Consider the following 23,836-nt stretch of genomic DNA (forward strand, 5'->3'; position numbering starts at 1 on the left):
CCGCCCAAGGCGGAGGCCCCTTCACGCGTCACGTCCGCGTGTCACACCCGCGTCACGCCGGAACCGAAGCGACCCCCGGCTCCAGGAACCGCTTCCCGTTCACCCGCTCGGAGACGCCCTCGCGGTCCAGGTACGGCGTGATGCCGCCCAGGTGGAAGGGCCAGCCGGCGCCGGTGATCAGGCACAGGTCGATGTCCTGGGCCTCGGCGACGACGCCCTCGTCGAGCATCAGGCCGATCTCCTGGGCCACCGCGTCCAGCACCCGGTCGCGGACCTGCTCCTCGGTGAGGACGGTGTCGCCCTGCTTCAGCAGCGCGGCGACCTCCGGGTCCAGCTCGGGCTTGCCCGAGTCGTACACGTAGAAGCCGCGCTTGCCGGCCTCGACGACCGCCTTCAGGTTCGGGGAGACCGTGAAGCGGTCCGGGAACGCCCGGTTGAGCGTCTCCGAGACGTGCAGGCCGATCGCGGGGCCGACCAGCTCGAGGAGGACCAGCGGGGACATCGGCAGGCCGAGCGGCTCCACCGCCTTCTCCGCGACCTCGACGGGCGTGCCCTCGTCGATGACGTTCTGGATCTCGCCCATGAAGCGGGTCAGGATGCGGTTGACGACGAACGCCGGGGCGTCCTTCACCAGCACCGCGGTCTTCTTCAGCTTCTTGGCGACACCGAACGCCGTGGCCAGTGACGCGTCGTCCGTCTTCTCGCCGCGCACGATCTCCAGCAGCGGGAGGACGGCGACCGGGTTGAAGAAGTGGAAGCCGACGACCCGCTCGGGGTGCCGCAGCTTCGACGCCATCTCCGAGACCGACAGCGAGGAGGTGTTGGTGGCGAGGATCGCGTGCGCCGGGGCGACCGCCTCGACCTCCGCGAACACCTGCTGCTTGACGCCCATCTCCTCGAACACGGCCTCGATGACGAAGTCCGCGTCCGCGAAGCCCTCGGCCTTGTCCAGCACACCGGTGACCAGGGCCTTCAGACGGTTGGCCTTGTCCTGGTTGATCCGGCCCTTGCCGAGCAGCTTGTCGATCTCGGCGTGGACGTAGCCGACGCCCTTGTCGATGCGCTCCTGGTCGATGTCGGTCAGGACGACCGGCACCTCGAGGCGGCGCAGGAACAGCAGCGCGAGCTGGGAGGCCATCAGACCGGCGCCGACGACGCCGACCTTGGTGACCGGACGGGCCAGGTTCTTGTCCGGGGCGCCCGCGGGACGCTTGCCGCGCTTCTGCACCAGGTTGAACGCGTAGATGCCGGCGCGCAGTTCACCGCCCATGATCAGGTCGGCGAGCGCCTGGTCCTCGGCGTCGTAGCCCTTCTGCAGGTCGCCGTCCTTGGCGGCGGCGATGATGTCCAGGGCGCGGTAGGCGGCCGGGGCCGCGCCGTGCACCTTGGAGTCGGCGATGAAGCGGCCCTTGGCGACGGCCTGGTCCCAGGCCTCGCCGCGGTCGATCGCCGGACGCTCGACCGTGATCTCGCCCTTGAGGACGGACGCGGTCCAGATCAGCGACTGCTCCAGGAAGTCCGCGCCCTCGAACAGCGCGTCCGCGATGCCGAGTTCGTAGACCTGCTTGCCCTTGAGCTGACGGTTCTGGTTGAGGCTGTTCTCGATGATCACCGAGACGGCCTTCTCCGCGCCGATCAGGTTCGGCAGCAGGGTGCAGCCGCCCCAGCCGGGCACCAGGCCGAGGAAGACCTCGGGCAGCGAGAACGCGGGCAGCGCCGCGGACACCGTGCGGTAGGTGCAGTGCAGACCGACCTCGACGCCACCGCCCATGGAGGCGCCGTTGTAGTACGCGAAGGTCGGCACGGCCAGCTTCGACAGCCGCTTGAAGACGTCGTGGCCGCCCTTGCCGATGGCCAGCGCGTCCTCGTGGCGCTTCAGCAGCTCGACGCCCTTGAGGTCGGCGCCGACCGCGAAGATGAACGGCTTGCCGGTGACGCCGACGCCGACGATCTCGCCGTCCGCGGCCTCCTTCTCGACCTGGTCGATCGCGGCGTCGATGTTCGCCAGCGACTGCGGGCCGAGGGTGGTCGGCTTGGTGTGGTCGTGGCCGTTGTCCAGGGTGATCAGGGCGAAGCGCCCAGCACCCAGCGGCAGGTCGAAGTGGCGCACGTGCGCCTGCGTGACGACCTCGCCCGGGAACAGCTCGGCCGCACCCTTCAAAAGCTCAGCGGTGGTGCTCACTTGTCCCCCTCGAAGTGCGGGTTCTCCCAGATGACGGTCGCGCCCATGCCGAAGCCGACGCACATGGTGGTCAGGCCGTAGCGGACGTGCGGCTGCTCCTCGAACTGGCGGGCCAGCTGCGTCATCAGACGGACGCCGGAGGAGGCCAGCGGGTGGCCGAACGCGATGGCGCCGCCGTACTGGTTGACGCGGGCGTCGTCGTCGGCGATGCCGTAGTGCTCCAGGAACGCGAGGACCTGGACGGCGAAGGCCTCGTTGATCTCGAACAGGCCGATGTCGTCGATGGACAGGCCCGCCTGCGCGAGCGCCTTCTCCGTGGCCGGGATCGGGCCGTAGCCCATGACCTCGGGCTCCACCCCGGCGAAGGAGTAGGAGACCAGGCGCATCTTCACCGGCAGCCCGTTCTCGCGGGCGAAGTCCTCGGAGGCGATGACCGAGGCGGTGGCGCCGTCGTTCAGACCGGCCGCGTTGCCCGCGGTGACCCGGCCGTGCACGCGGAACGGCGTCTTCAGACCCGCCAGGTTCTCCAGCGTGGTGCCCGGGCGCATCGGCTCGTCGGCCGTGACCAGGCCCCAGCCGGTCTCGCCGCCCTCGGGCGAGGTGCGGCGCACGGAGACCGGCACCAGGTCGGCCTGGATCTTGCCGTTGGCGTACGCCTTGGCGGCCTTCTCCTGGGAGCGCACCGCGTACTCGTCGGCGCGCTGCTTGGTGATGCTCGGGTAGCGGTCGTGCAGGTTCTCCGCGGTCATGCCCATGAACAGGGCGGACTCGTCGACCAGCTTCTCGGAGACGAACCGCGGGTTCGGGTCCACGCCCTCGCCCATCGGGTGGCGGCCCATGTGCTCGACACCGCCCGCGATGGCGACGTCGTACGCGCCGAAGGCGACGGAGCCGGCCACCGTGGTGACGGCGGTCAGGGCGCCGGCGCACATGCGGTCGATGGAGTAGCCCGGCACCGACTGCGGCAGACCCGCGAGGATGCCCGCCGTACGGCCGATGGTCAGGCCCTGGTCGCCGATCTGCGTGGTCGCGGCGACGGCGACCTCGTCGATCTTCTTCGGGTCGAGACCCGGGTTGCGGCGCAGCAGCTCCCGGATCGCCTTGACGACGAGGTCATCGGCACGGGTCTCGTGGTAGATGCCCTTCGGGCCCGCCTTGCCGAACGGGGTACGGACGCCGTCGACGAAGACGACGTCCCTGACGGTACGAGGCACGATGGCTCTCCTCCAGGTACGGGATGCTGAGCGCTTGCTTACGGCCCATGCTACTTGCGGGTAACGTCACTGCACACCCCCGTCGGCCGGAGCGGCGAACATCACACGACCGGCCCCCGCGGGCGGGGGCCGGTCGTGTGAGGTCCACGGCGGTGCTACGACCGCCAGAGCCGCCGTCGCAGGCCCCGGCGCAGCCGCGCCCGCGTGCTGACCCGCTCGTTCCGGCCGGAGATCCGGCGGGCCACCGAGGCGGCCCGGTTCTCCCGCACCTCCAGCTCACCGGCCTGGTGCGCGAACAGCCCGCCGCCGGTGCTCATCGCGATCTGAGCCGTGTACGTCCCGGGCGGCACGTCGGAGAGGTCCACGCCGTCCTTGTCCACCGAGGTGAAGTACCCGAAGGAGTACGAGCCGAAGTCGCCCGGCGCCATGAGCGGGCGCACCTTGTCCTCCCGCTTCACCGCCTTGAGCGCGACGGTGTGCGTGCCGGCCTCGCCGCGCAGCGTGAGGTAGTACGTCGAGTGGGTCGCGCGGTCCGCGTTGCGGCCGGGGAGGAAGAAGATGCCGTACACCCGGAGCTTCGGGCCCTCCATCGCGAACCGCTTCAGCGCGAACACGGACCCGCCGGGGCCGGCCGCCGTGAGATCGCGCTTGATCACCCGGACGCTCTTCGCGTCACCTCTGAGGACCACCTCGCGCCCCCCGGAGGCGGCGCGCCGGTCGATCGCCCGGTAGGCGACCAGCGGCACCCTGCGGTCGATGTCCTCGCTCTCGCTGGTCACCCGGGCGAACACGTCGTACACGCCGTCGGGCAGGGTGTCGAACAGCTCCCGCGCCTCGCAGGTGAAGCCGCCGTCCTTGTAGGACGCGAAGTGGGTGTCGAAGTACTTCAGGTACAGCTGGTCCACCGGCACCGTCTTCGCGTCGGCCACCCACGCCTGCTCGTCGCGGACCAGCACCAGCTGCTTGGTCTCCCGCGCGCCGGCCTCCTCGCCCTGCTCGGCGGAGACACCGGGCAGGAAGGCGTGCCCGGACAGGGTGGCCTGCTCGGGGGTGAGCTGCGCGGCGGTCAGCACGCCCGCCGCCGCGTCCCGCGCCCGCAGATCCGCCAGGTGCTCGGTGGCGGCGTCCTCGTCCACCTCGTTGGAGCCGATCTGCACCTCGCCGAACCGCGGCACCGTGCCCTCGGTCAGCGCGTAGATGACACTGAGGATCACCGAGAGGCCCTGCCGTGTCACCTCCGCGTGCTTGACCAGGGCGGGCGATTCCACCATGAAGGAGTTGAAGTTGGAGTACTTCCGCAGGGCCGGGAGGAAATGGACGACGTGTTCCTCGTACTGGTAGTCCTTCGTCGAGGAGAACAGGTAGATGTTCCGGTCCAGATCGGTGGTCTCGGCCAGCAGCTCCGGGAGCACCGAGTCGAGCCGGTCCACGTTCTCCTGCGGCTGCCCCTCGCCGAGGACCCACTCGCCGAGCACGCCGTGCCCCTGCGAGTAGCTGCCGATGAAGTACTGCGGCGTGGAGGCGACGATGTGCCGGTAGCCGTACTTCAGCGCGTAGAAAATGGCGGCGCTGCCGCCTTTCGAGGAACCGGCGAGAACCACCGTCTCCCGCGCCAGGCCCAGCTTTTCCCGGTAGTGGGTAATCAGTTCCTCGACGGCGTCCGAAACGGAGAAGTCCATGGCCCGCGCCACGTAGTACGACGGGCCTCCGTCGAACCGGTCGCGGATTCTCAGTACGTTGCACTGGACGCCTGAAAGGGCGGCGCCGAATCCGTACTTGGAGCCGACGGAGGAAAACACCACGAGCAGGTTGCCGTGGTCACCCGCAGCGGGTGTGAACTCGTACTCGATCTCCCAGTTGCCGTATTTCTCCACACGTATCGCAGGCGTGCGGATCGTCGCTGTCCTGTAGTTTTCGGACGTGTGGGGGAGTGTGTCCGAATGCTGCGGGTTGGCCGGGCGGACCTGGGTGGGTTCCATGAAATGGTGCCCCTTGTTCCTGTCAGAGATTTTCCGTTCGGAGTTCGGGCCGCTCCGCAGGAAACTCCTCCGACGTGGGGTGCGGGCGTTTTCGCAGGAAGAGCAGCCGGGACGAGGCTAACCCATGTCCCCGCCGCGGAGCGAGAGGCGGACCTGTGCCCCGTTCCACGTATTCCCGATCACGGTCGACGCACGCGGACAGTGCGCCGGAATTCAGGTCAAGCGCCCCTGTCAACAGCTCACTTCCCCGGGGCGTCGGCCTCCGGGTGCGACCCCGGACCGTCGCCGGCGGGCATTCCGGACAAGGTACGCGCCACCTCCCGTCGGCGTGCTCACGCGCGCCAGTAACCGCGCCGGAGCAGCACCGCCAGGGCACGATCTCGATCCGGCCGAGCAGCATCAGCGCACCGAGGATCACCTTGGACGCCCCGCCGAGCGGTGCCTACGAGCTCGTGGCACGGGGGCGAAGCACCCGCCCGGCATGCGCGCCGGGGGTGGGACGGGGGCGCGAGCGGCGTCGTGGGCCGGCTCGTCCTTCCGGGACGCGGCGGTGTCAGCCCGTCAGGGCCGCCACCAGGACCGGGGTCACCTGTTCCACCTGCCAGGCGCGGGCGCCGTGGGACGTCAGGGCCGCGGCGACCGTCCCGGAGGTCGCCGGGGCCGGCGGCTCCCAGCAGATCCGGCGCACGGTGTCCGGCGTGATCAGGTTCTCCGCGGGCATGTTCAGCCGCTCCGCGAGCGCGGTCACGCCCGCCCGCGCGGCCGACAGCCGGGCCGCGGCCGCCGGGTCCTTGTCGGCCCAGGCGCGCGGCGGCGGGGGACCGGTCACCGGCTGGCCCGGCTGGGGCAGCCGGTCCTCGCTCAGCGCCTTCGCCCGGTCGACGGCCGCCTGCCACTGCTCGAGCTGGCGGCGGCCCACCCGCTGGCCGAAGCCGTTCAGCGCGGCCAGGGCGTGCGGGCCGGACGGCATGGCGAGGGCGGCCTCGACGATCGCCGCGTCGGACAGCACCTTGCCGGGGGAGACGTCACGGCGCCGGGCGATCCGGTCCCGTGTCTGCCACAGCTCCCGTACGACGGCCATCTGCCGGCGGCGGCGGACCTTGTGCATGCCCGACGTACGGCGCCAGGGGTCCTTGCGGGGCTCCGGCGGCGGTGCCGAGGCGATCGCGTCGAACTCCTGCCGCGCCCAGTCCAGCTTGCCCTGCCGGTCCAGCTCCTTCTCCAGCGCGTCCCGCAGGTCGACCAGCAGCTCGACGTCGAGGGCGGCGTACCGCAGCCACGGCTCGGGCAGCGGGCGCGTGGACCAGTCGACGGCCGAGTGGCCCTTCTCCAGCAGGTAGCCGAGCACGCTCTCCACCATCGCGCCGAGGCCGACCCGGGGGAACCCGGCCAGGCGGCCCGCCAGCTCGGTGTCGAAGAGCCGCGTCGGCGCCATGCCTATCTCGCGCAGGCAGGGCAGGTCCTGGGTGGCGGCGTGCAGCACCCACTCCACACCGGACAGCGCCTCGTTCAGAGCGGACAGATCGGGGCAGGCGACCGGGTCGATCAGCGCCGTGCCCGCGCCCTCGCGCCGGAGCTGGACGAGGTAGGCGCGCTGTCCGTAGCGGTAGCCCGAGGCGCGCTCGGCGTCCACGGCGACGGGTCCGCGGCCAGCGGCGAAGGCGGCGACCACCTCGGCGAGCGCGGCCTCGTCGGCCACCACGGGCGGGATGCCCTCGCGGGGCTCCAGCAGGGGGATCGGCGCCTGTTCAGCAGAGGATCCGCCGTCGTCCGGAGGGGCGCCTCCGGTGGTGCGCAGTGAACTGTCTGCTGCGGTGTCGTGGGCGTCGGTCACCTGTCAAGAGTATCCGTACGGGCCGCTACCCGGCCCGCCCCTCCACCCGGTGACCGCGCCGACCAGCGAGAACAGGCCGCCGCCGGTTCCCGCGCGTCTCCTCGCGCGGGCGGGGGCGCGAGAGCGCCCGCCGACGCGGGGGCATCGGCGGGCGCGGGCAGCAGGCGGTCGGGACGGGTCGGGAGACGGCTCGGGGAGGTGCGGGGACGGTTCGGCGGGAGGAGGGGTCAGTGGATGATGCCGGTGCGCAGGGCCACCGCGACCATTCCGGCGCGGTCGCCCGTGCCGAGCTTGCGGGCGATGCGGGCGAGGTGACTCTTCACGGTCAGGGCGGACAGGCCCATCGAGACGCCGATCGCCTTGTTCGACTGGCCCTCCGCAACCAGCCGCAGCACCTCGACCTCACGGCCGGACAGCTCGCGGTAGCCACCCGGGTGGCTCGGGGCACCCGGGGGGCGACGGTGCAGGCGGGCGGCAGCCGCGCCGATGGGGGCCGCACCGGGACGGGTGGGGAGCCCGAGGTTGGTGCGGGTGCCGGTGACGACGTAGCCCTTCACGCCGCCGGCGAGGGCGTTGCGCACGGCGCCGATGTCGTCGGCGGCCGAGAGGGCGAGGCCGTTGGGCCAGCCCGCGGCGCGGGTCTCGGAGAGGAGGGTGAGGCCGGAACCATCCGGCAGGTGGACTTCGGCGACGCAGATGTCGCGGGGGTTGCCGATGCGGGGACGAGCCTCCGCGACGGACGAGGCCTCGATCACGTCGCGCACACCGAGCGCCCACAGATGGCGGGTGACGGTGGAACGGACGCGGGGGTCGGCCACGACCACCATGGCGGTCGGCTTGTTCGGGCGGTAGGCGACCAGGCTTGAGGGCTGCTCGAGGAGAACGGACACCAGGCCTCCTGGGGTGCGGGACGGGGCCGGCTCGTGGGGGTGAAGCCGGGACGAACCGTGCTTTCAAGGTCACAGTCGTCTTCGGCACCAAACCTGATGTCCTTTAGGAAATGATCACGATCTGGTGAGTAACAATCCGGGCAATTCGGACGCACGATCGATCATTCGAAGATCGAACGGTTTCGGTCTGCGGCGCAACGCTTTCGAATGTGGCCGTATCGACAAAGAGACGGCCAACGAGGCATCCGTGCGGTTCGAGCGGGACGCCCGAAGAGCGACAGTTGCGACTGGCCGAAACCCGACCACCCGGCGAACCTCAGCGCGACTGCGGCCCCCGACGCTGCGGCAGCGTCACCACCGACGCGTCCCCGGGTGCGGTCGGCGGCAGCCCCGCCACCTGCGCGAGCAGATCGCACCAGGCGACCAGATGGGTCGCCGTGTCCGGCACCCCGCCCGGCCCCTCCCGCGGGGTCCACGAGGCGCGGATCTCGATCTGCGAGGCGGCCGGCCGCTCGGACAGCCCGCCGAAGTAGTGGGAGCTCGCCCGCGTCACGGTCCCGCTCGGCTCGCCGAACGCCAGCCCGCGCGCGGTGAGCGCTCCCGTCAGCCAGGACCAGCACACGTCCGGCAGCAGCGGGTCCGCCGCCATCTCCGGCTCCAGTTCCGCGCGGACCAGGGTCACCAGCCGGAACGTGCCGTGCCAGGCGTCGTGCCCGGCCGGGTCGTGCAGCAGCACCAGCCGGCCGTCGGCGAGGTCCTCCTCGCCGTCCACGACCGCCGCCTCCAGCGCGTACGCGAACGGCGCGAGGCGTTTCGGCGCGGGGGTGGGATCGACCTCGATCTGCGGCCGCAGCCGCGCGCCGCGCAGCGCGTCGACAGCGGCCCGGAAGGGCAGCGGGGGCGTACCCCCGGGTCCGGTGGTGCCCCCTGCCTCCTTCGGTTCGTCCATTCCGCCAGCGCCGTCCGACAGTCGTCCCTGAGCCGCAGCCATGCGGGGAAGATTAAGCGGAACGGGCCGTCGGTGCAGGGAGGGACACCCGTGCCGTCCGGGGGTGTCCGGATCACGCCGCACCCCCGCCGCGCGCCCCCGCTCCCCGGGACCGGTGTACCGGCGGCCGGGACGGTTCCGGCGACATGCGAGACTGGCCGGTGTGAGCGCCAACGTGAGCCCGACGGGCAGCCAGCCGACCTCGACGTACGACAGTGCCTTCCTCAGGGCGTGCCGGCGTGAGCCGGTGCCGCACACCCCGGTGTGGTTCATGCGGCAGGCCGGGCGCTCCCTGCCGGAGTACCGCAAGGTACGCGAGGGAATCGGCATGCTCGACTCCTGCATGCGCCCCGACCTGGTCACGGAGATCACGCTCCAGCCGGTGCGCCGTCACCAGGTCGACGCCGCCATCTTCTTCAGCGACATCGTCGTGCCGCTCAAGGCCATCGGCATCGACCTCGACATCAAGCCGGGCGTCGGCCCGGTCGTCGGGCAGCCGGTGCGCACCCGCGCCGACCTCGACCGGCTGCGCGACCTGACCCCCGAGGACGTCCCGTACGTCACCGAGGCGATCGGGATGCTGACCCGGGAACTGGGCGCCACCCCGCTGATCGGTTTCGCGGGTGCCCCCTTCACCCTCGCGAGTTACCTCGTCGAGGGCGGTCCGTCCCGCACGTACGAGAACGCCAAGGCGATGATGTACGGCGACCCGGAGCTGTGGGCCGACCTGCTGGACCGGCTCGCGGAGATCACCGCCGCCTTCCTGAAGGTGCAGATCGAGGCCGGCGCCTCGGCCGTGCAGCTCTTCGACTCCTGGGCCGGCGCGCTCGCCCCCGCCGACTACCGCCGCTCGGTGCTGCCCGCGTCGGCGAAGGTGTTCGACGCGGTGGCCGGCTACGAGGTGCCGCGCATCCACTTCGGCGTCGGCACCGGTGAGCTGCTCGGGCTGATGGGCGAGGCCGGCGCGGACGTCGTGGGCGTCGACTGGCGCGTCCCGCTGGACGAGGCCGTCCGCCGGGTCGGCCCCGGCAAGGCGCTCCAGGGCAACCTGGACCCGACCGTGCTGTTCGCCGGGCGCGAGGCCGTCGAGCGCAAGGCCCAGGAGGTCCTGGACTCGGCCGCCGGCCTCGAGGGCCATGTCTTCAACCTCGGCCACGGAGTCATGCCGTCCACCGACCCGGACGCCCTGACGCGGCTGGTGGAGTACGTCCACACGGCTTCCGCCCGCTGACCGTATACGACTGACCGTCGACGGGCGGCCTTCGGGCCGCCGGTGAGGCCGGTGCCGCGCTCTCCCGCGCGCCGCACCGGCCTTTCGCGTTCCCGGGCACCCGTCGCACGCGACCTCTCCTTGCCTTGTTCGGCACTCCGAACGGCGGTCGCTATGTCGGTAACGATTGGGCAACTTGCGAAAACTTTCTGTTGCTCCACCGACATTTTCGGCGGTAGACCTTGCCCAACTTCGCGGATGGCTCATTAGTTTGCGCAAACTAATCAGTTTTGGGATCACTTGTGTCGACAGATCAGGAGCGCCCGATGACGAGGAAGACCCGCAGCGCGACGGCTGCCGCGATCGGCCTGTGCTGCCTCGCACTCGCCGCCGCCGGATGCGCCGGTGGCGGCGACGACGGCGCGGTCGGCGGCGAGGCGACGGTGACCGTCTGGACGAACGCGATGGAGGGACGCGGCCTGGTCTTCTGGCAGAACGCCGCGAAGGAGTACCGCAAGCTGCACCCCGACGTCACGATCAAGATCCAGACCGTGCAGAACGAGGACCTCGACGGCAAGCTGCAGAACGCCCTCAACTCGGGCTCGGCGCCGGACGTCTTCCTCCAGCGCGGCGGCGGCAAGATGCAGGCCATGGTCGACGCCGGCCAGATCAAGGAGCTGGAGCTCACCGACACCGACCGGGCCAACGTGGGCGAGGCGGCCCTCGAGGGCGCCTCCATCGACGGCAAGGTCTACGCGATGCCGCTCGACACCCAGCCCGAGGGCATCTACTACAGCAAGGACCTGTTCAAGAAGGCCGGCATCACCGCGCCGCCGACGACCCTGGACGAGCTGAAGGACGCCGTCGCCAAACTGAAGGCGATCAAGGTCGCGCCCATCGCGGTCGGCGCCAAGGACGCCTGGCCGGCCGCCCACTGGTACTACAACTTCGCCCTGCGCGAGTGCAGCCAGGAGACCATGCAGGAGTCGGCCAAGTCGCTCGCCTTCGACGACCCCTGCTGGACGAAGGCCGGCGACGACCTCGCGGAACTCCTGGGCGCCGACCCCTTCCAGAAGGGCTTCCTCACGGCGACCTCGCAGCAGGGCGCCGGATCGTCGGCGGGCCTGATCGCCAACCACAAGGCCGGCATGGAACTCATGGGCAACTGGAACCCGGGCGTCATCGCCGACCTGACCCCGGACAAGAAGCCGCTCCCCGACCTCGGCTGGTTCCCCTTCCCGGCCGTCCCCGGCGGCAAGGGCGACCCCACCGCCATCATGGGCGGCGCCGGCGGCTACTCCCTGTCCAAGAACGCGCCCGAAGAGGCCCTCGGTTTCCTCCAGTTCGTGGTGACCAAGGAGCAGCAGGTGGCCTACGCGGAGGCGTTCGACACCATCCCGGTGAACAAGGCGGCCCAGGACGTCGTCACCGAGCCGTACAACATCTCGGCGCTCCAGGCCTTCAACAAGGCCGCCTACTCCATGCAGTTCCTCGACACCGTGTACGGCCAGAACGTCGGCAACGCCATGAACGTCGCCGTCGTGAACCTGCTGGCCGGCAAGGGCTCCGCAGCCGACATCGTCAAGGACGTCAAGGCCGCGGCGGAGAAGGGCTGACCGGACAGACATGAGCGACACCCTCGCCCCGCGGCGCGCGGCCGCACGCCGCCGGGGCAGGACGCGACTGGAGATCGCCGTCCTGTCCGCGCCGGCGGTCATCGTGTTCCTGGCCTTCGTGATCTTCCCGGTCGCGCTCGCCGCCTACTACGGGTTCTACCGGTGGAAGGGCTACGGAGACCCCACCGACTGGGTCGGCCTGAACAACTACCGGCTGATCCTCACCGACCCCGCGTTCCACGACGTCCTGTGGCACAACGGCCTGATCCTGGTGCTGTCCCTGGCCGTCCAGGGGCCATTGGCCATCGGTCTCGCCCTGCTGCTCAACCGGCGGATACGCGGCCGCTCCACGATCCGCGTCCTCGTCTTCGTGCCGTACATCATCTCCGAGGTGATCGTCGGCACCGGCTGGAGCCTGATGCTGCAGAGCGACGGCGCCGTCAACGGCCTGCTGCGCGCGATCGGCCTCGGCTCGCTGGAGGCCGACTGGATATCCGATCCGGATCTGGCCATCTGGACGCTGATGGCCGTCATCACCTGGAAGTACCTCGGCTTCGCGGTGATCCTGATGCTCGCCGGCCTGCAGTCGATCCCCGACGAGATCTTCGAGGCCGCGCAGATCGACGGCGCCTCCTACTGGCAGATCCAGCGCCGGATCACCGTGCCGCTGCTCGGACCGACGATCCGCATCTGGGCGTTCCTGTCGATCATCGGCTCGCTGCAGCTGTTCGACCTCGTCTACATCATCTGGGGCCAGTACGTCTCGGGCACCGCCGGGACCTCCACCATGGCGATCTACATGCTCGCCCAGGGCCGCAACGCGGGCAACTACGGCTACGGCAGCGCCGTCGCCGTCGTGATGTTCGTGATCTCGCTGGCCGTCGCGCTGATCTACCAGCGTTTCGTCCTGCGCCGCGACCTCAGGGGCGCCGTCACGGAAGGGACCGTGTGATGAGCGCGAGCACCACCATCTCCCGGAAGCCCACCGGGCGCGACGGCGGTCCGGTCACCTACTTCGTCGCGTTGCTCCTCGTCGGCGTCTGCGTCGCGCCGGTGGTGTACATCGTGCTCGGGGGCTTCCGCACCAACGCCCAGATCACCACCGACCCGGCCGCGCTGCCCGACCCCTGGGTCGGCGTCAACTACATGGCCGTCCTCAAGTCGTCCGTCTTCTGGGGCGAGTTCGCCAACTCGCTGATCGTCGCGCTCGCCAGTACGGCCGGCATCGTCGCGCTCGGGCTGATGGTCAGCTTCGTCATCGCCCGCTACGACTTCCGGTTCAAGGGCGCCATGTACTCGCTGTTCGCGGCGGGCCTGATGTTCCCGATGGTCATCGCGATCACCCCGCTGTACCTGGTGATCAAGGACCTCGGTCTCGTCGACAACCTGCTCGGCGTGATCGTCCCGCAGATCGCCTTCGGCCTGCCGACGACCGTCATCATCCTGGTGCCGTTCCTGCGGGCCATCCCGAACGAGATCGAGGAGGCCGCCGCGCTCGACGGGATGAGCCGGCTCGGGTTCTTCTTCCGCATGGTGATCCCGCTGTCGGTGCCCGGCGTGGTCACTGTCGGCATCCTCGCCTTCGTCGGCAGCTGGAACAACTACCTGCTGCCCCTGTACGTCCTCAACTCGCAGGCCAACTTCACCCTGCCGCTGGGCGTGCAGGTGTTCTCCTCGCAGTACTCCACGGACACCGCGAAGGTGCTCGCCTTCACCTCGCTCGCCATGCTGCCCGCCCTGGTGTTCTTCTCGGTCTTCGAGAAGCGCATCGTCGGCGGCCTCACCGGCGCGGTGAAGGGCTGAGGGGAGGGAACCGCAGCCGTGCCCGTCACCTCCCGGCCGACACCGGACCCGGTCGCCGAACGCCGGGAGGTGACCTGCCCGTTGCGCGACGGAACACGGCTGCGGACCCTCCTGCTCCTCCCGCACGGCACCGGACCCTGGCCGGCCCTCCTCACCCGCCACCCCTACGACGTGACCCGGGAGGAGGACGACGGGTACCTGGACGTCCGCCGCCTGGTCGCCGCCGGCTACCTGGTCGCGCTCCAGGACGTGCGGGGCCGTTTCGGCTCCGAGGGCGTCTTCGACCCCTGCGCCCAGGAGGAGGCGGACGGCGCCGACGCCGTGGCCTGGCTCGCGGCACGCCCCGAATGCGACGGCACCGTGGGCATGTGGGGCGCGTCCTACGCCTCCGACACCCAGTTCGCCGCCCTGCTCGGCGGCGCCCCGGCGCTGCGGGCGCTCGCCCCCGCCATGACGCCGGCGCTGTCGGCGCTCGACGGCTTCCGCTTCCGCGGCGGCGTGCCGGAGCTCGGCAGCACCCTCGCCTGGACGCACTACGCCATCGCCCCGGACGCGATCACCCGTCTTCCCTCCGCACGCGAACGGGAGGCCGAGCGCCGGCGCCAGGAGGCGACCGAGCGCGCGATCACCACGGGCGAGGCGTACGGCGCCGGAGCCCTGCACGCGGGACGGGACGCCGAGGGGAGTGTCCGGTGGGGGCTGGACCGGCTGCGGGAGCCGCTGGACTCGCCGCGTCACCGCGCGGGGAAGATCGTCGACCGGACCGACGCGGTCGGCGTGCCGGTGCTGCTGACCGGCGGCTGGTTCGACGTGTTCCTCGGCCCGACCCTGGAGCTCTACCGGCGGCTGCGTCGCCGCGCGGAGGACACGGGCGGGCCGGCGCCCCGGCTGGTCGTGGGCCCGTGGACGCACGACGACTTCTCCGGCCGGGCGGCGGGCCTCGACTTCGGCCCGGACGCGTCCGCCGGGTCCGTGGACCTCACCGCGCTGCACCTGCGCTGGTTCGACGCGGTGCTGCGCGGGGACGCACCCGACTCCCCGCCGGTGCGGGTGTTCCTGATGGGCGCCGACCGGTGGGTGGAGACGGCCGAGTTCCCGCCGAGTGACGCCCGGCCGCTCGAGCTGTACCTCACCCCGGAGGGCGCGCTCGCACCCGAGCCGTCCGGGAGCGGGGGCCGGCGGCTTGTCAGCGACCCGGCGTCCCCGGTGCCGACGTGCGGCGGCGCGGTCCTGCTCTTCGCGCCGTTCGGGGCGGGCCCCGCCGACCAGACGGCGGTCGAGGCACGGCCGGACGTCGTCTCCTGGCGCACCGGTCCGCTGGAGGAGCCCCTCACGGTGATGGGCGCGGTTGGTGCCGTCGTCCATCTCGTCACCACGGGAACGGACGCCGACGTGGTGGTCCGGCTGTGCGACGAACACCCCGACGGCGCCAGCCGCGTCGTCGCCGACGGCGTGCGGCGGGGATCGGCGCGGTCCGTCGACCCGGTGACCGGCCGGGGCGGGAGGGGGCCGCTGGAGCCGGGCCGGGCCTACGAGATCACCGTGGACCTCTGGTCGACCGCGCACACCTTCCTGCCGGGCCACCGGATACGCGTCGACATCGCCCCCAGTTCGTCACCGCGCTGGGACGTGGGCACCAACACCTACGCGCCGGAAGGCAAGTTCGCACCCCCGGTCACGGCCGAGCACACGATCCTCCAGGGCGCCGCCCGGCCGAGCCGGCTCCTCCTCGACGTGGTCGCGTCACCGGTGTGAGACGGGGCCGGTCGAGGCACGCACGACCAGTTCGGTCGCCAGCTTCATCCGGGCCGGGGGCCGGGCCGCGCCGTCCTCGCCCCGGGAGAGTTCGAGCAGCAGCTTGACCGCCACCGCGCCCAGTTCGGTGCTGGGCTGGCGGACGGTCGTCAGACCGGGGGTGATGTACTGCGCCTCCGGCAGGTCGTCGAAGCCGATGACGCTGATGTCGTCGGGGACCCGCAGGCTCCGATCGCCCAGCGCGTCGTAGACGCCGAGCGCCATCGAGTCGGCGCAGGCGAAGACCGCCGTGATCTCCGGATCCTCGTCGAGGAGGGCGTGGGTGGCGGCCGCCGCCTTCGCGCGGTTCCAGCCGCCGTGGGTCACCGTCACGGTGGCCCGCCCGCCGGTCTCGGTGTCGGCCGCACCGCGGAACCCGTCCACGCGGGCCCGGCTGAACAGATGGCGGGCGTGCCCGGCGACCACGCCCAGCCGCTCGTGCCCCAGGGACAGCAGATGCTCGGCGGCCATGCGGCCGCCCTCCCAGTTCGCCACGCCGACGCTCGTCACGCCCGCGGGCGGTGTGGTCATCGGGTCGATCAGCACCACCGGGACACCCGCCGCGAAGAGCGCGCCGAACTGCGGCGACGCCGGGTCCACCAGCGTGCCGACCACGCCGAGGGCGCGCCTGCGCAGCACCCGCGACACCCAGTCGCCGTGCGGCTCGGCGAGCGTCAGCACGACGTCGAGCCCCGCCGCGGCGGCCTCGCGGCCGACCCCGGCGATGAGGAGGTTCGCCCACGACCCCTCGAAGTGGGTGACCACCAGGTCGAGGACCTGGGACCGGCTCTTCTCGTCCCGCGCGCCCTCGCTCCTGCCCCCGGCCCTGCGGGTGTAGCCGACGGCCCGTACGGCCTCCATGACCCGCGCGCGGGTCTCCGCCGAGACGTCGGTCCCGCCGCGCAGCACCTTCGACACGGTCGGCACGCTCGTACCGGCGGTCTCGGCGACCAGGGACAGGGTGGGACGTGTTCCGGCTGGTCGGGGTGGCATGGGGGACAGATTAGCCGAACCGGCACACGGGCCCTCCGGCCCCAGGGCCGCCCTCACACGGCGGACGCCGGGACGTACTCGAACCAGTCGAAGGCGACCGAACCCTCCGTGGCGTACATGCCGATGACACGGCCGGTGAAGCCCGCGGCGACCTCGGTGGACAGATAGCGCCCGTCCAGTTCGGCGAGCGGGTGGGCGCCCGGGGCGCCGGGGTCGCCCAGCCAGAAGGCGAGGGTGTCGGGGCCGGTGGTGTGACCGTCGGTGAGCAGGGGCGAGGCGGGCACCAGGTCCGAGGTGCGGACGGTCACGCCGAGGAACAGCGGTCCGGGCGGGGCGGACCGCTGGGCCACGGTCTCGCTCAGCGGCCCGATCCGCGCCACGACGCGCACCTCCCCGTCGCCGGCCTCCACCTCGTAGTGGTGCGCCTCGTCCAGCCGTACGCAGATCCCGCCGCGTCCGGTGCCCGGGTCGACCAGGGCCGTGACGCGGCAGTCGTGGTGCTGCTGGCGGCGGCCGACGAACGTGTAGCCGGGGGTGTCCAGGGTGGGGCCGGTGGCGTGCAGCACCAGCGATCCGGGGCGCTCCGTGAGCGACCAGGAGCCCTCCGGGCGGGTGAACGGCGAGATCCAGTGCGGGGCGAGCGCGGTCCCGTCGAAGTCGTCGCGGGCGGGCGGGCCCTGCACGGGGTGCCAGGCGCCGCCCGGCGCCAGGTGGCGCTCCGGCACGGGCGCGACGACCGGCCAGCCGTCCTCGTCCCACTCCACCGGCGTCAGGAACGTCTCCCGGCCCAGGACGTGCACGTCGGGCGTGAACCCGCGCGGGCGGACGCCGAGCAGCACCATCCACCAGCTGCCGTCGGGCGCCTGCACCAGGTCGGCGTGGCCGGTGTTCTGGATCGGGCTGCCGGTGCCGCTGTGCGACAGCAGCGGGTTGCCGGGCGCGCCCTCCCAAGGGCCGCGCGGGGAGCGGGCGCGGGCCACCGAGACGGCGTGGCCGCGCTCCGTGCCGCCCTCGGCGATCAGCAGGTACCACCAGTCGCCGACGCGGTAGAGGTGCGGCGCCTCCGGGTACTTGAGGCCGCTGCCGGACCAGGTGGGGAAGGGGCCCTCCAGCACCGCGCCCGTGACCGGGTCGATCCGCGCCAGGTTGACACCGCCCGCGGGTCCGGAGAAGGCGCACCAGCAGGTGCCGTCCTCCTCCCACGCCAGGTCGGGGTCGATGCCCTCCAGGCCGATCCACACGGGGTCGCTCCACGGGCCCTCGGGCCGCTCGGCCGTGACGACGAAGTTGCCGCCGCCGTCGACGTTGGTGTTGACGACCCAGAAGCGGCCGTCGTGGTGCCGGATCGTGGGGGCGTAGAGACCGCCGGACGCCTTCGAGCCGGGGAGCGGCAGCGGCAGTTGGGCGGGGCGGTCGAGCACGTTGCCGATCTGCTCCCAGTGCACCAGGTCCCGGCTGTGGAAGAGGGGCAGTCCGGGGACGTACTCGAAGCTGGAGCACACCAGGTAGTAGTCGTCGCCGACCCGGCACACGCTCGGGTCGGGGTGGAAACCGCTGATCACCGGGTTGTCGTACGTGTGGTCGAACATGGTCCTCCCCATCGAACGGCGGGCCGCTGGGGGGAGTCTAGGCCCGGAGGCGATCAAGCGGGCGGTCGTCCTACCAGCCGGGCCGGGCCCGGCGGCCGAAGAGGATGCCGCGCGGCTCGGGGGGCGGGGGAGTGCCCGGCTTCAGCGGCCACGCCAGCAGCATGCCGACGGCGAAACCGACGACGTGCGCCGCGTACGCCACCGTGCCCGCGTCCGTGACGCCCTGGCCGGCCGAGTACACCGCCTGGAGCCCGAACCACAGGCCCAGCACGGTCCACGCGGGCAGCCGCAGCGGCAGGAAGACCAGGAACGGCACCAGCACCCAGACGCGTGCCTTCGGATACAGGACCAGGTAGGCGCCCAGGACGCCCGCGACGGCTCCCGACGCGCCGATCAGCGGCTCGCCCGAGCCGGCGTTCAGCAGCGCGAAGCCGTAGGCGGCCGCGTAGCCGCAGACCAGGTAGAACAGCAGGAAGCGGACGTGCCCCATGCGGTCCTCGATGTTGTTGCCGAAGACCCACAGGAAGAGCATGTTGCCCAGCAGGTGCAGCCAGCCGCCGTGCAGGAACATCGCCGTCAGCGCGCTCAGTTCCGGCGACTTGTCGTAGCGGGGCGGGGCGATCACGCATCCGGCGCCCTGCGGGCCCACGCCGGTGGCGCCGGTCGGCACCAGGTCCGGCAGCTGGTGGTGGATCAGCTCCCTGGGCACCACCGCCCACCGTTCCAGGAACGCCTGGAGGTGGCACAGGTCCGCCAGGCTGCCGCCGCCCCCGGTCAGAGAGCCGACGACACCGGGCGTGAGCGCCACGAAGACGACGATGTTGGCGATGATCAGCGCGTACGTCACCCAGGGGGTGCGGCGCGCGGGGTTCACGTCATGGACGGGGATGACCACGTTCCACTTGTGCCCGGACGGCCGCCGGTGAATCAACGGGCCCCTGAACGCCGCCCGTCCGCCGTGCGTATGTCTCCTCAACCGCCCGCGGCGCGGGGAAGGCGCCGCGGGGCCGACGTGAGGACACAGGCGATGAACGACCGAGTGACCGTCCCCGTGCACGCGCTGCCCGACGGCGAGGCCGAGCTGACGCTCGTGGTCCGCCTTTCCTGGGAGGACGTCGCCCGGCTCGGCCAGGAGGCGGGGCGGCTCGCCGCGCAGATGCAGCGGCCGGTGACGCTGGACGAGGCGGTCGGCCACCGCCTCCGCTCTCCCCGCGCCACCGCCGCCCACGCCCGCCCGACGGCCGGCGAACAGCCCCCGGCCGTCCCGCCGGCCACCGCCTCCGCGACCTCGACGACCGGCTCGGTCTCCTCCCTCCCCTCCCGCCCCCCGAGCGAGCAGGCCCGCCAGGCGATCGAACGCATCAACGGGACGGCGTGACGCCGTCCCGTCGAGGGGGGCGGCGAGGCTCGGCGGCCGTGCACGGGGGGCACGTGAGACGCGACGCACGCCGACTGCGACCCGCCTGCCGGTTCGAGCCGTGCGCCGGGCGCGCTCCGGACGGCCCGTGCCCCACCGCGCCGCCGGGGTCGGGCCCCCGCCCGCCCAGGCCATGTCGGAGCCGGAGGCGCGGACCGGACCGTGCGGGGTACGCCGGCAGGCGTCCGGCGTGGGTGACCGCTGTCAGGCGCGTCCCCCCGCCGTGAGCCCGCACCGCCCCGTCGGTCGCGTCGGCGGGGCGACGGCGGTCACCGTGCCCCCAGCTTCGCCGCCGCCTTCCGGGCCGCCACCTGGACCGGGTCCCAGACCGGGGAGAACGGCGGGGCGTAGCCCAGATCCAGCGCCGCCACCTGATAAACCGTCATGCCCGCCGTGAGGGCGACCGCCGCGATGTCCACGCGCTTTCCCGCCCCCTCGCGGCCGACGATCTGGACGCCGAGGAGGCGGCCCGTGCCCAGTTCCGCCAGCATCTTCACCGTCATGGGCGCGGCGTCCGGGTAGTAGCCCGCGCGACTGGTCGACTCGATCGTCACCGTCTCGAAGCGCAGGCCCACCCGGTGGGCGTCCTTCTCGCGCAGGCCGGTGCGCGCGATCTCCAGGTCGCACACCTTGCTGACCGCCGTGCCGACCACGCCGGGGAAGGTCGCGTAGCCGCCGCCGGCGTTCGTGCCGATGATCTGGCCCTGCTTGTTGGCGTGGGTGCCGAGCGGGATGTGCCGCAGCTGCCCGGAGACCAGGTCGAGCACCTCCACGCAGTCGCCGCCCGCCCACACGTTCTCCTGGCCGCGCACCCGCATCGACCGGTCGGTGAGCAGCCCGCCGTGGTCGCCGAGGGGCAGCCCGGCGGCCCGCGCGAGAGTGGTCTCGGGCCGTACGCCGATGCCCAGGACGACGACGTCGGCGGGGTACTCGGCGTCCGCGGTGGCGACCGCCCGCACCCGGCCGTCGGCGCCGGTGGGCAACGCGGTGACCTCGGCGTCGTCGACCATCGTGATGCCCAGCCCTGTCATGGCCTCGCGCACCAGCCGGCCCATGTCGGGGTCGAGCGTCGCCATCGGCTCCCGGCCCCGGTTGACGACCGTCACCTCGTAGCCGCGGTTGATCAGCGCCTCGGCCATCTCCACACCGATGTAACCCGCCCCCACGACCACCGCGCGGCGCCCTTCCGTACGGGTCAGCGTGTCCAGCAGCGCCTGCCCGTCGTCCAGGGTCTGCACCCCGTGCACCCCGGCCGCGTCGATCCCGGGCAGGTCCGGGCGGACCGGCCGGGCACCGGTCGCGATCACCAGCTTGTCGTACGACGTCCACGACTCGGCGCCGGACTCCAGGTCACGGGCGCGTACCCGCCCCCGCTCCACGTCGATCTCCGTGACCTCGGTGCGCAGCCGCACGTCGATGTGGCGCGCGCGGTGCTCCTCGGGGGTGCGGGCGATCAGCTCGTCCCGGTCCTCGACGTCGCCGCCCACCCAGTAGGGGATGCCGCAGGCGGAGTAGGAGGTGAAGTGGCCGCGTTCGAACGCCACGATCTCCAGCTCGTCCGGGCCCCTCATCCGCCGGGCCTGCGACGCCGCGGACATGCCCGCGGCGTCGCCGCCGATCACGACCAGCCGTTCCCTCACCCCGTGCGCAGCACTCGTGTTCATGCCGCCCACGCTACGGGGGAGGGTCGGGCACGGTTCCTCAGGCGTCACCGTTCCCGGCGTCCGGGGCGCGCCTCGGGACCGCCGGGGCGACAGGCGGTGAGCCCGCGCCCGTGCCGCCTTCGGCCGCGGGCTCGGGACGCGGGCGGCGCGCCACCCGGGGGCCGATCAGCCTGCTCCACACCAGCACGACCAGCGCCGCCACCGCCGCGAACGGCAGGACCGCGCCCAGCGCCAGCATCAGCCAGCGCAGCAGGGTCACGAAGACGCCCCAGCCGCCCGCGAGCGCGTCCAGGAAACCGGGCTCCCCGTCCTCCTTCGCCTCCTTGCTCACCGGCGTCTCGGACAGCGTGAGCGTGATGGTGGCGAGGCTCGTGCGGTCCTTCAGGGACGCCTGCTGGGCGAGCAGCGACTCCAGGTCGGCCTGGCGGGTGCTCAGCTCGCCCTCCAGGGTCACCACGTCGCTGAGCCGCGTCGCCCGGTCCATCAGCTCGCGGATCCGCGCCACGCTCGCCCGCTGCGACCGGACACGGCTCTCCACGTCGACCACCTGGTCGGTGACGTCCTCCGCGTTCGCGTCGCGCTCGACCAGGGTGCCCGTGCCCTCCAGCGCGGCCAGCACCTTGTCGTACGCGTCGACGGGCACGCGCAGCACCACCCGCGTGCGCTCGTGGCCACGGGCGTCCCGGCGGGTCGTCTCGTCGCCGACGTAGCCGCCCGCGTTCGTGGTCGCGGTGCGCGCCTCGTCGAGCGCCGTCGGCACGTCCTTGACGCGCACTGTCAGGGAGGCCGTGCGGATGATGTGCTCCGTCGCGAGCCGGGGAGCCGACGGGGCGGACCGGTCCGCCGTGCCGCCCGGCGCGCCCTGCTTCCCGGACTCGGGCGCCGCGCCCGCGGCCCCCTTCTCGTCCGCCGCCACTCCCTGCCCGCCTCCGGCCTTGCTCGCGCCTTCGTCGCCGGCCCCGCTGCACCCGGTGACCAGGAGGGCCGCCGCCAGCAGGGCCCCGGCGAGGGTGTGGGCGGATCGTACGGATCGTCGTGTGCGCATGCGGGGCTCCCCCTCGTGTCCTGACGGCTGACGTTCCTCAGACGCCGTGAGGGGAGCGGGCGTTCGGCCCGGACGGTCGCGATGGGGTCACGGTAGGGACTCGACGGGGCCACACGGCCCTGGGGGACCGGCGCGCGGCGTTTGAGAAGGTGGAGGGCATGAGCGGATCACACACGGGCGGCGGCGGGCACGCCGTCGTCGTCGGAGCGGGCATCGCCGGGCTGGCCGCCGCGCACCGGCTGCTGGAGCACGGGGCGCGGGTCACCGTGCTGGAGGCCTCGGAACGGGTCGGCGGCAAGCTGCTGCCCGGCGAGATCGCGGGCGCCCGCGTCGACCTCGGCGCGGAGTCGCTGCTGGCCCGCCGGCCCGAGGCGGTCGGACTCGCCCGCGCGGTGGGCCTCGCCGACCGGCTCCAGCCGCCCGCCACCGCCTCCGCCGCGCTGTGGACCCGAGGCGCCCTGCGCCCCATGCCGAAGGGGCACGTCATGGGCGTCCCCGGCACCGCCGCCGCGCTCGCCGGCGTGCTGTCCGACGAGGGCCTGGCCCGGATCGAGCGGGACGCCGAGCTGCCGCCCACCGAGATCGGCGACGACGTCGCCATCGGTGAGTACGTCGCCGAGCGGTTCGGCCGTGAGGTCGTCGACCGGCTCGTGGAGCCCTTGCTCGGCGGGGTGTACGCGGGGGACGCGTACCGCATCTCCATGCGCTCGGCCGTCCCGCAGCTCTTCGAGGCCGCCCGCGCGCACCCCACCCTGACCGAGGCGGTCCGCGCCGTGCAGGCGAAGACCGCCGCCGGCCGGCAGACCGGCCCCGTCTTCACGGGCGTCGCGGGCGGCGTGGGCACCCTGCCGCTCGCGGTGGCCGACTCCCTGCGCTCCCGGGGCGTCCGCATCCTCACCGGCACCCCGGTCACCGGACTGAGCCGCGAACCCGGCGAGGGCTGGCGGCTCGTCGCCGGCGGCGAGGTGCTGCACGCCGACGCGGTCGTCGTCGCCGTGCCCGCCCCGGCCGCCGCGGGCCTGCTGCGCGCCGAGGCCCCGGGCGCCGCCGCCGAGCTGTCCGCCGTCGAGTACGCCTCGATGGCGCTGATCACCCTCGCCTACCGGCGCGACGAGGCGCGGCTGCCCGAGGGCAGCGGGTTCCTGGTGCCGCCCGTCGAGGGCCGCGGCATCAAGGCGTCCACGTTCGCCTCCCGCAAGTGGGGCTGGATCGCCGAGGAGAACCCCGGCCTGGCCGTCGTGCGCACCTCCGTGGGCCGCCACGGCGAGACGGAGCTCCTGCACCGCGACGACGACGAGCTGGTGGAGCTGTCCCGGCGCGACCTGAAGGCGGCCACCGGCCTGGCCGCCGCCCCGGTCGCCGCCCGCGTGACCCGTTGGGACGACGGCCTGCCGCAGTACCCGGTCGGCCACCACGCGCGCGTCGCCCGCGTCCGCGCCCATCTCGCCGGCCTGTCCGGGCTGGCCGTGTGCGGCGCCGCGTACGACGGCGTCGGCGTCCCCGCGTGCATCGCGAGCGCGTACGCCGCCGCCGACCAGGTCCAGGGTGACCTGCGCGCTGTGCAGCAGCTCACCGCGCACCCGGTGCAAAGCCTTCACGGAGGAGCGGGAGAATAAGG

At 72.7% G+C, this 23,836-nt stretch carries 18 protein-coding genes; 7 read left to right on the plus strand and 11 right to left on the minus strand.

The window, feature by feature from the left end; all coding sequences use genetic code 11:
* Positions 1 to 52 precede the first annotated feature (52 nt).
* The 6 genes from MTR79_RS09350 to MTR79_RS09375 form a co-directional block, all read right to left on the minus strand.
* On the minus strand, positions 53 to 2,182 hold the full coding sequence (locus MTR79_RS09350; protein ID WP_244789733.1) for a 3-hydroxyacyl-CoA dehydrogenase NAD-binding domain-containing protein: 2,130 nt from the start codon (positions 2,180 to 2,182) through the stop codon (positions 53 to 55).
* Positions 2,179 to 3,396 (minus strand): acetyl-CoA C-acyltransferase, encoded by a 1,218-nt coding sequence (locus tag MTR79_RS09355; RefSeq protein WP_086701017.1) that lies wholly within the window; start codon positions 3,394 to 3,396, stop codon positions 2,179 to 2,181. Before MTR79_RS09355 ends, MTR79_RS09350 begins: the two co-directional genes overlap by 4 nt.
* A gap of 155 nt (positions 3,397 to 3,551) precedes the next feature.
* Positions 3,552 to 5,375: a hypothetical protein gene (locus MTR79_RS09360; RefSeq protein ID WP_244789734.1), complete on the minus strand. Its 1,824-nt coding sequence runs from the start codon at positions 5,373 to 5,375 to the stop codon at positions 3,552 to 3,554.
* Positions 5,376 to 5,928: 553 nt separating this feature from the next.
* The gene (locus tag MTR79_RS09365; RefSeq protein WP_086701014.1) at positions 5,929 to 7,209 is read right to left on the minus strand and encodes a ribonuclease D; all 1,281 of its coding nucleotides are present in this window, start codon (positions 7,207 to 7,209) and stop codon (positions 5,929 to 5,931) included.
* Positions 7,210 to 7,436: 227 nt separating this feature from the next.
* A complete protein-coding gene (locus tag MTR79_RS09370; protein ID WP_006130493.1) occupies positions 7,437 to 8,099 on the minus strand; it encodes a response regulator transcription factor in 663 nt (220 codons plus the stop codon).
* Positions 8,100 to 8,415: 316 nt separating this feature from the next.
* Entirely contained in the window at positions 8,416 to 9,090 is a 675-nt protein-coding gene (locus MTR79_RS09375; RefSeq protein WP_078894998.1) for a DUF3000 domain-containing protein, read from the minus strand.
* 160 nt (positions 9,091 to 9,250) lie between these two features.
* Here MTR79_RS09375 and hemE point away from each other — a divergent pair, with 160 nt between their 5' ends.
* The 5 genes from hemE (at position 9,251) to MTR79_RS09400 (ending at position 15,471) form a co-directional block, all read left to right on the plus strand.
* Positions 9,251 to 10,318, plus strand: a complete 1,068-nt coding sequence (gene hemE, locus MTR79_RS09380; RefSeq protein ID WP_086703613.1) for a uroporphyrinogen decarboxylase — start codon at positions 9,251 to 9,253, stop codon at positions 10,316 to 10,318.
* Between the two features lie 305 nt (positions 10,319 to 10,623).
* Positions 10,624 to 11,913 (plus strand): extracellular solute-binding protein, encoded by a 1,290-nt coding sequence (locus MTR79_RS09385; RefSeq protein ID WP_048456017.1) that lies wholly within the window; start codon positions 10,624 to 10,626, stop codon positions 11,911 to 11,913.
* Positions 11,914 to 11,923: 10 nt separating this feature from the next.
* Positions 11,924 to 12,865 (plus strand): sugar ABC transporter permease, encoded by a 942-nt coding sequence (locus MTR79_RS09390; RefSeq protein ID WP_048456016.1) that lies wholly within the window; start codon positions 11,924 to 11,926, stop codon positions 12,863 to 12,865.
* Positions 12,865 to 13,716, plus strand: a complete 852-nt coding sequence (locus tag MTR79_RS09395) for a carbohydrate ABC transporter permease (protein WP_244789735.1) — start codon at positions 12,865 to 12,867, stop codon at positions 13,714 to 13,716. Before MTR79_RS09390 ends, MTR79_RS09395 begins: the two co-directional genes overlap by 1 nt.
* A gap of 18 nt (positions 13,717 to 13,734) precedes the next feature.
* Positions 13,735 to 15,471, plus strand: a complete 1,737-nt coding sequence (locus tag MTR79_RS09400; RefSeq protein WP_244789736.1) for a CocE/NonD family hydrolase — start codon at positions 13,735 to 13,737, stop codon at positions 15,469 to 15,471.
* On the opposite strand, the gene MTR79_RS09405 is transcribed toward MTR79_RS09400, so the two are convergent.
* From MTR79_RS09405 to MTR79_RS09415, 3 genes are all read right to left on the minus strand, one after another.
* A complete protein-coding gene (locus MTR79_RS09405) occupies positions 15,460 to 16,503 on the minus strand; it encodes a LacI family DNA-binding transcriptional regulator (protein ID WP_086703617.1) in 1,044 nt (347 codons plus the stop codon). The two genes, MTR79_RS09400 and MTR79_RS09405, sit on opposite strands and share 12 nt — an antisense overlap.
* 53 nt (positions 16,504 to 16,556) lie before the next feature.
* Positions 16,557 to 18,092, minus strand: coding sequence for a glycoside hydrolase family 43 protein (locus tag MTR79_RS09410; protein ID WP_244789737.1), 1,536 nt, complete (start codon positions 18,090 to 18,092; stop codon positions 16,557 to 16,559).
* Between the two features lie 70 nt (positions 18,093 to 18,162).
* On the minus strand, positions 18,163 to 18,987 hold the full coding sequence (locus tag MTR79_RS09415) for a rhomboid family intramembrane serine protease (RefSeq protein ID WP_086703622.1): 825 nt from the start codon (positions 18,985 to 18,987) through the stop codon (positions 18,163 to 18,165).
* Positions 18,988 to 19,119: 132 nt separating this feature from the next.
* Between MTR79_RS09415 and MTR79_RS09420 the strand changes: the two genes are divergently transcribed.
* The gene (locus MTR79_RS09420) at positions 19,120 to 19,470 is read left to right on the plus strand and encodes a hypothetical protein (protein WP_048456010.1); all 351 of its coding nucleotides are present in this window, start codon (positions 19,120 to 19,122) and stop codon (positions 19,468 to 19,470) included.
* Between the two features lie 308 nt (positions 19,471 to 19,778).
* Here MTR79_RS09420 and MTR79_RS09425 read toward each other — a convergent pair whose 3' ends face one another.
* Positions 19,779 to 21,173 carry an FAD-dependent oxidoreductase gene (locus tag MTR79_RS09425; protein WP_189363407.1) on the minus strand — a complete coding sequence of 465 codons (1,395 nt, stop codon included), beginning with the start codon at positions 21,171 to 21,173 and terminating at the stop codon, positions 19,779 to 19,781.
* 37 nt (positions 21,174 to 21,210) lie between these two features.
* Complete coding sequence (locus MTR79_RS09430) at positions 21,211 to 22,218, minus strand: DUF4349 domain-containing protein (protein ID WP_086704864.1); 1,008 nt, start codon at positions 22,216 to 22,218, stop codon at positions 21,211 to 21,213.
* Between the two features lie 158 nt (positions 22,219 to 22,376).
* Between MTR79_RS09430 and hemG the strand changes: the two genes are divergently transcribed.
* Positions 22,377 to 23,834 carry a protoporphyrinogen oxidase gene (gene hemG / locus MTR79_RS09435; protein WP_189363409.1) on the plus strand — a complete coding sequence of 486 codons (1,458 nt, stop codon included), beginning with the start codon at positions 22,377 to 22,379 and terminating at the stop codon, positions 23,832 to 23,834.
* Positions 23,835 to 23,836 lie beyond the last annotated feature (2 nt).

It is taken from the genome of Streptomyces sp. BJ20, from assembly GCF_022869105.1.
Lineage (GTDB): Bacteria > Actinomycetota > Actinomycetes > Streptomycetales > Streptomycetaceae > Streptomyces > Streptomyces griseoincarnatus.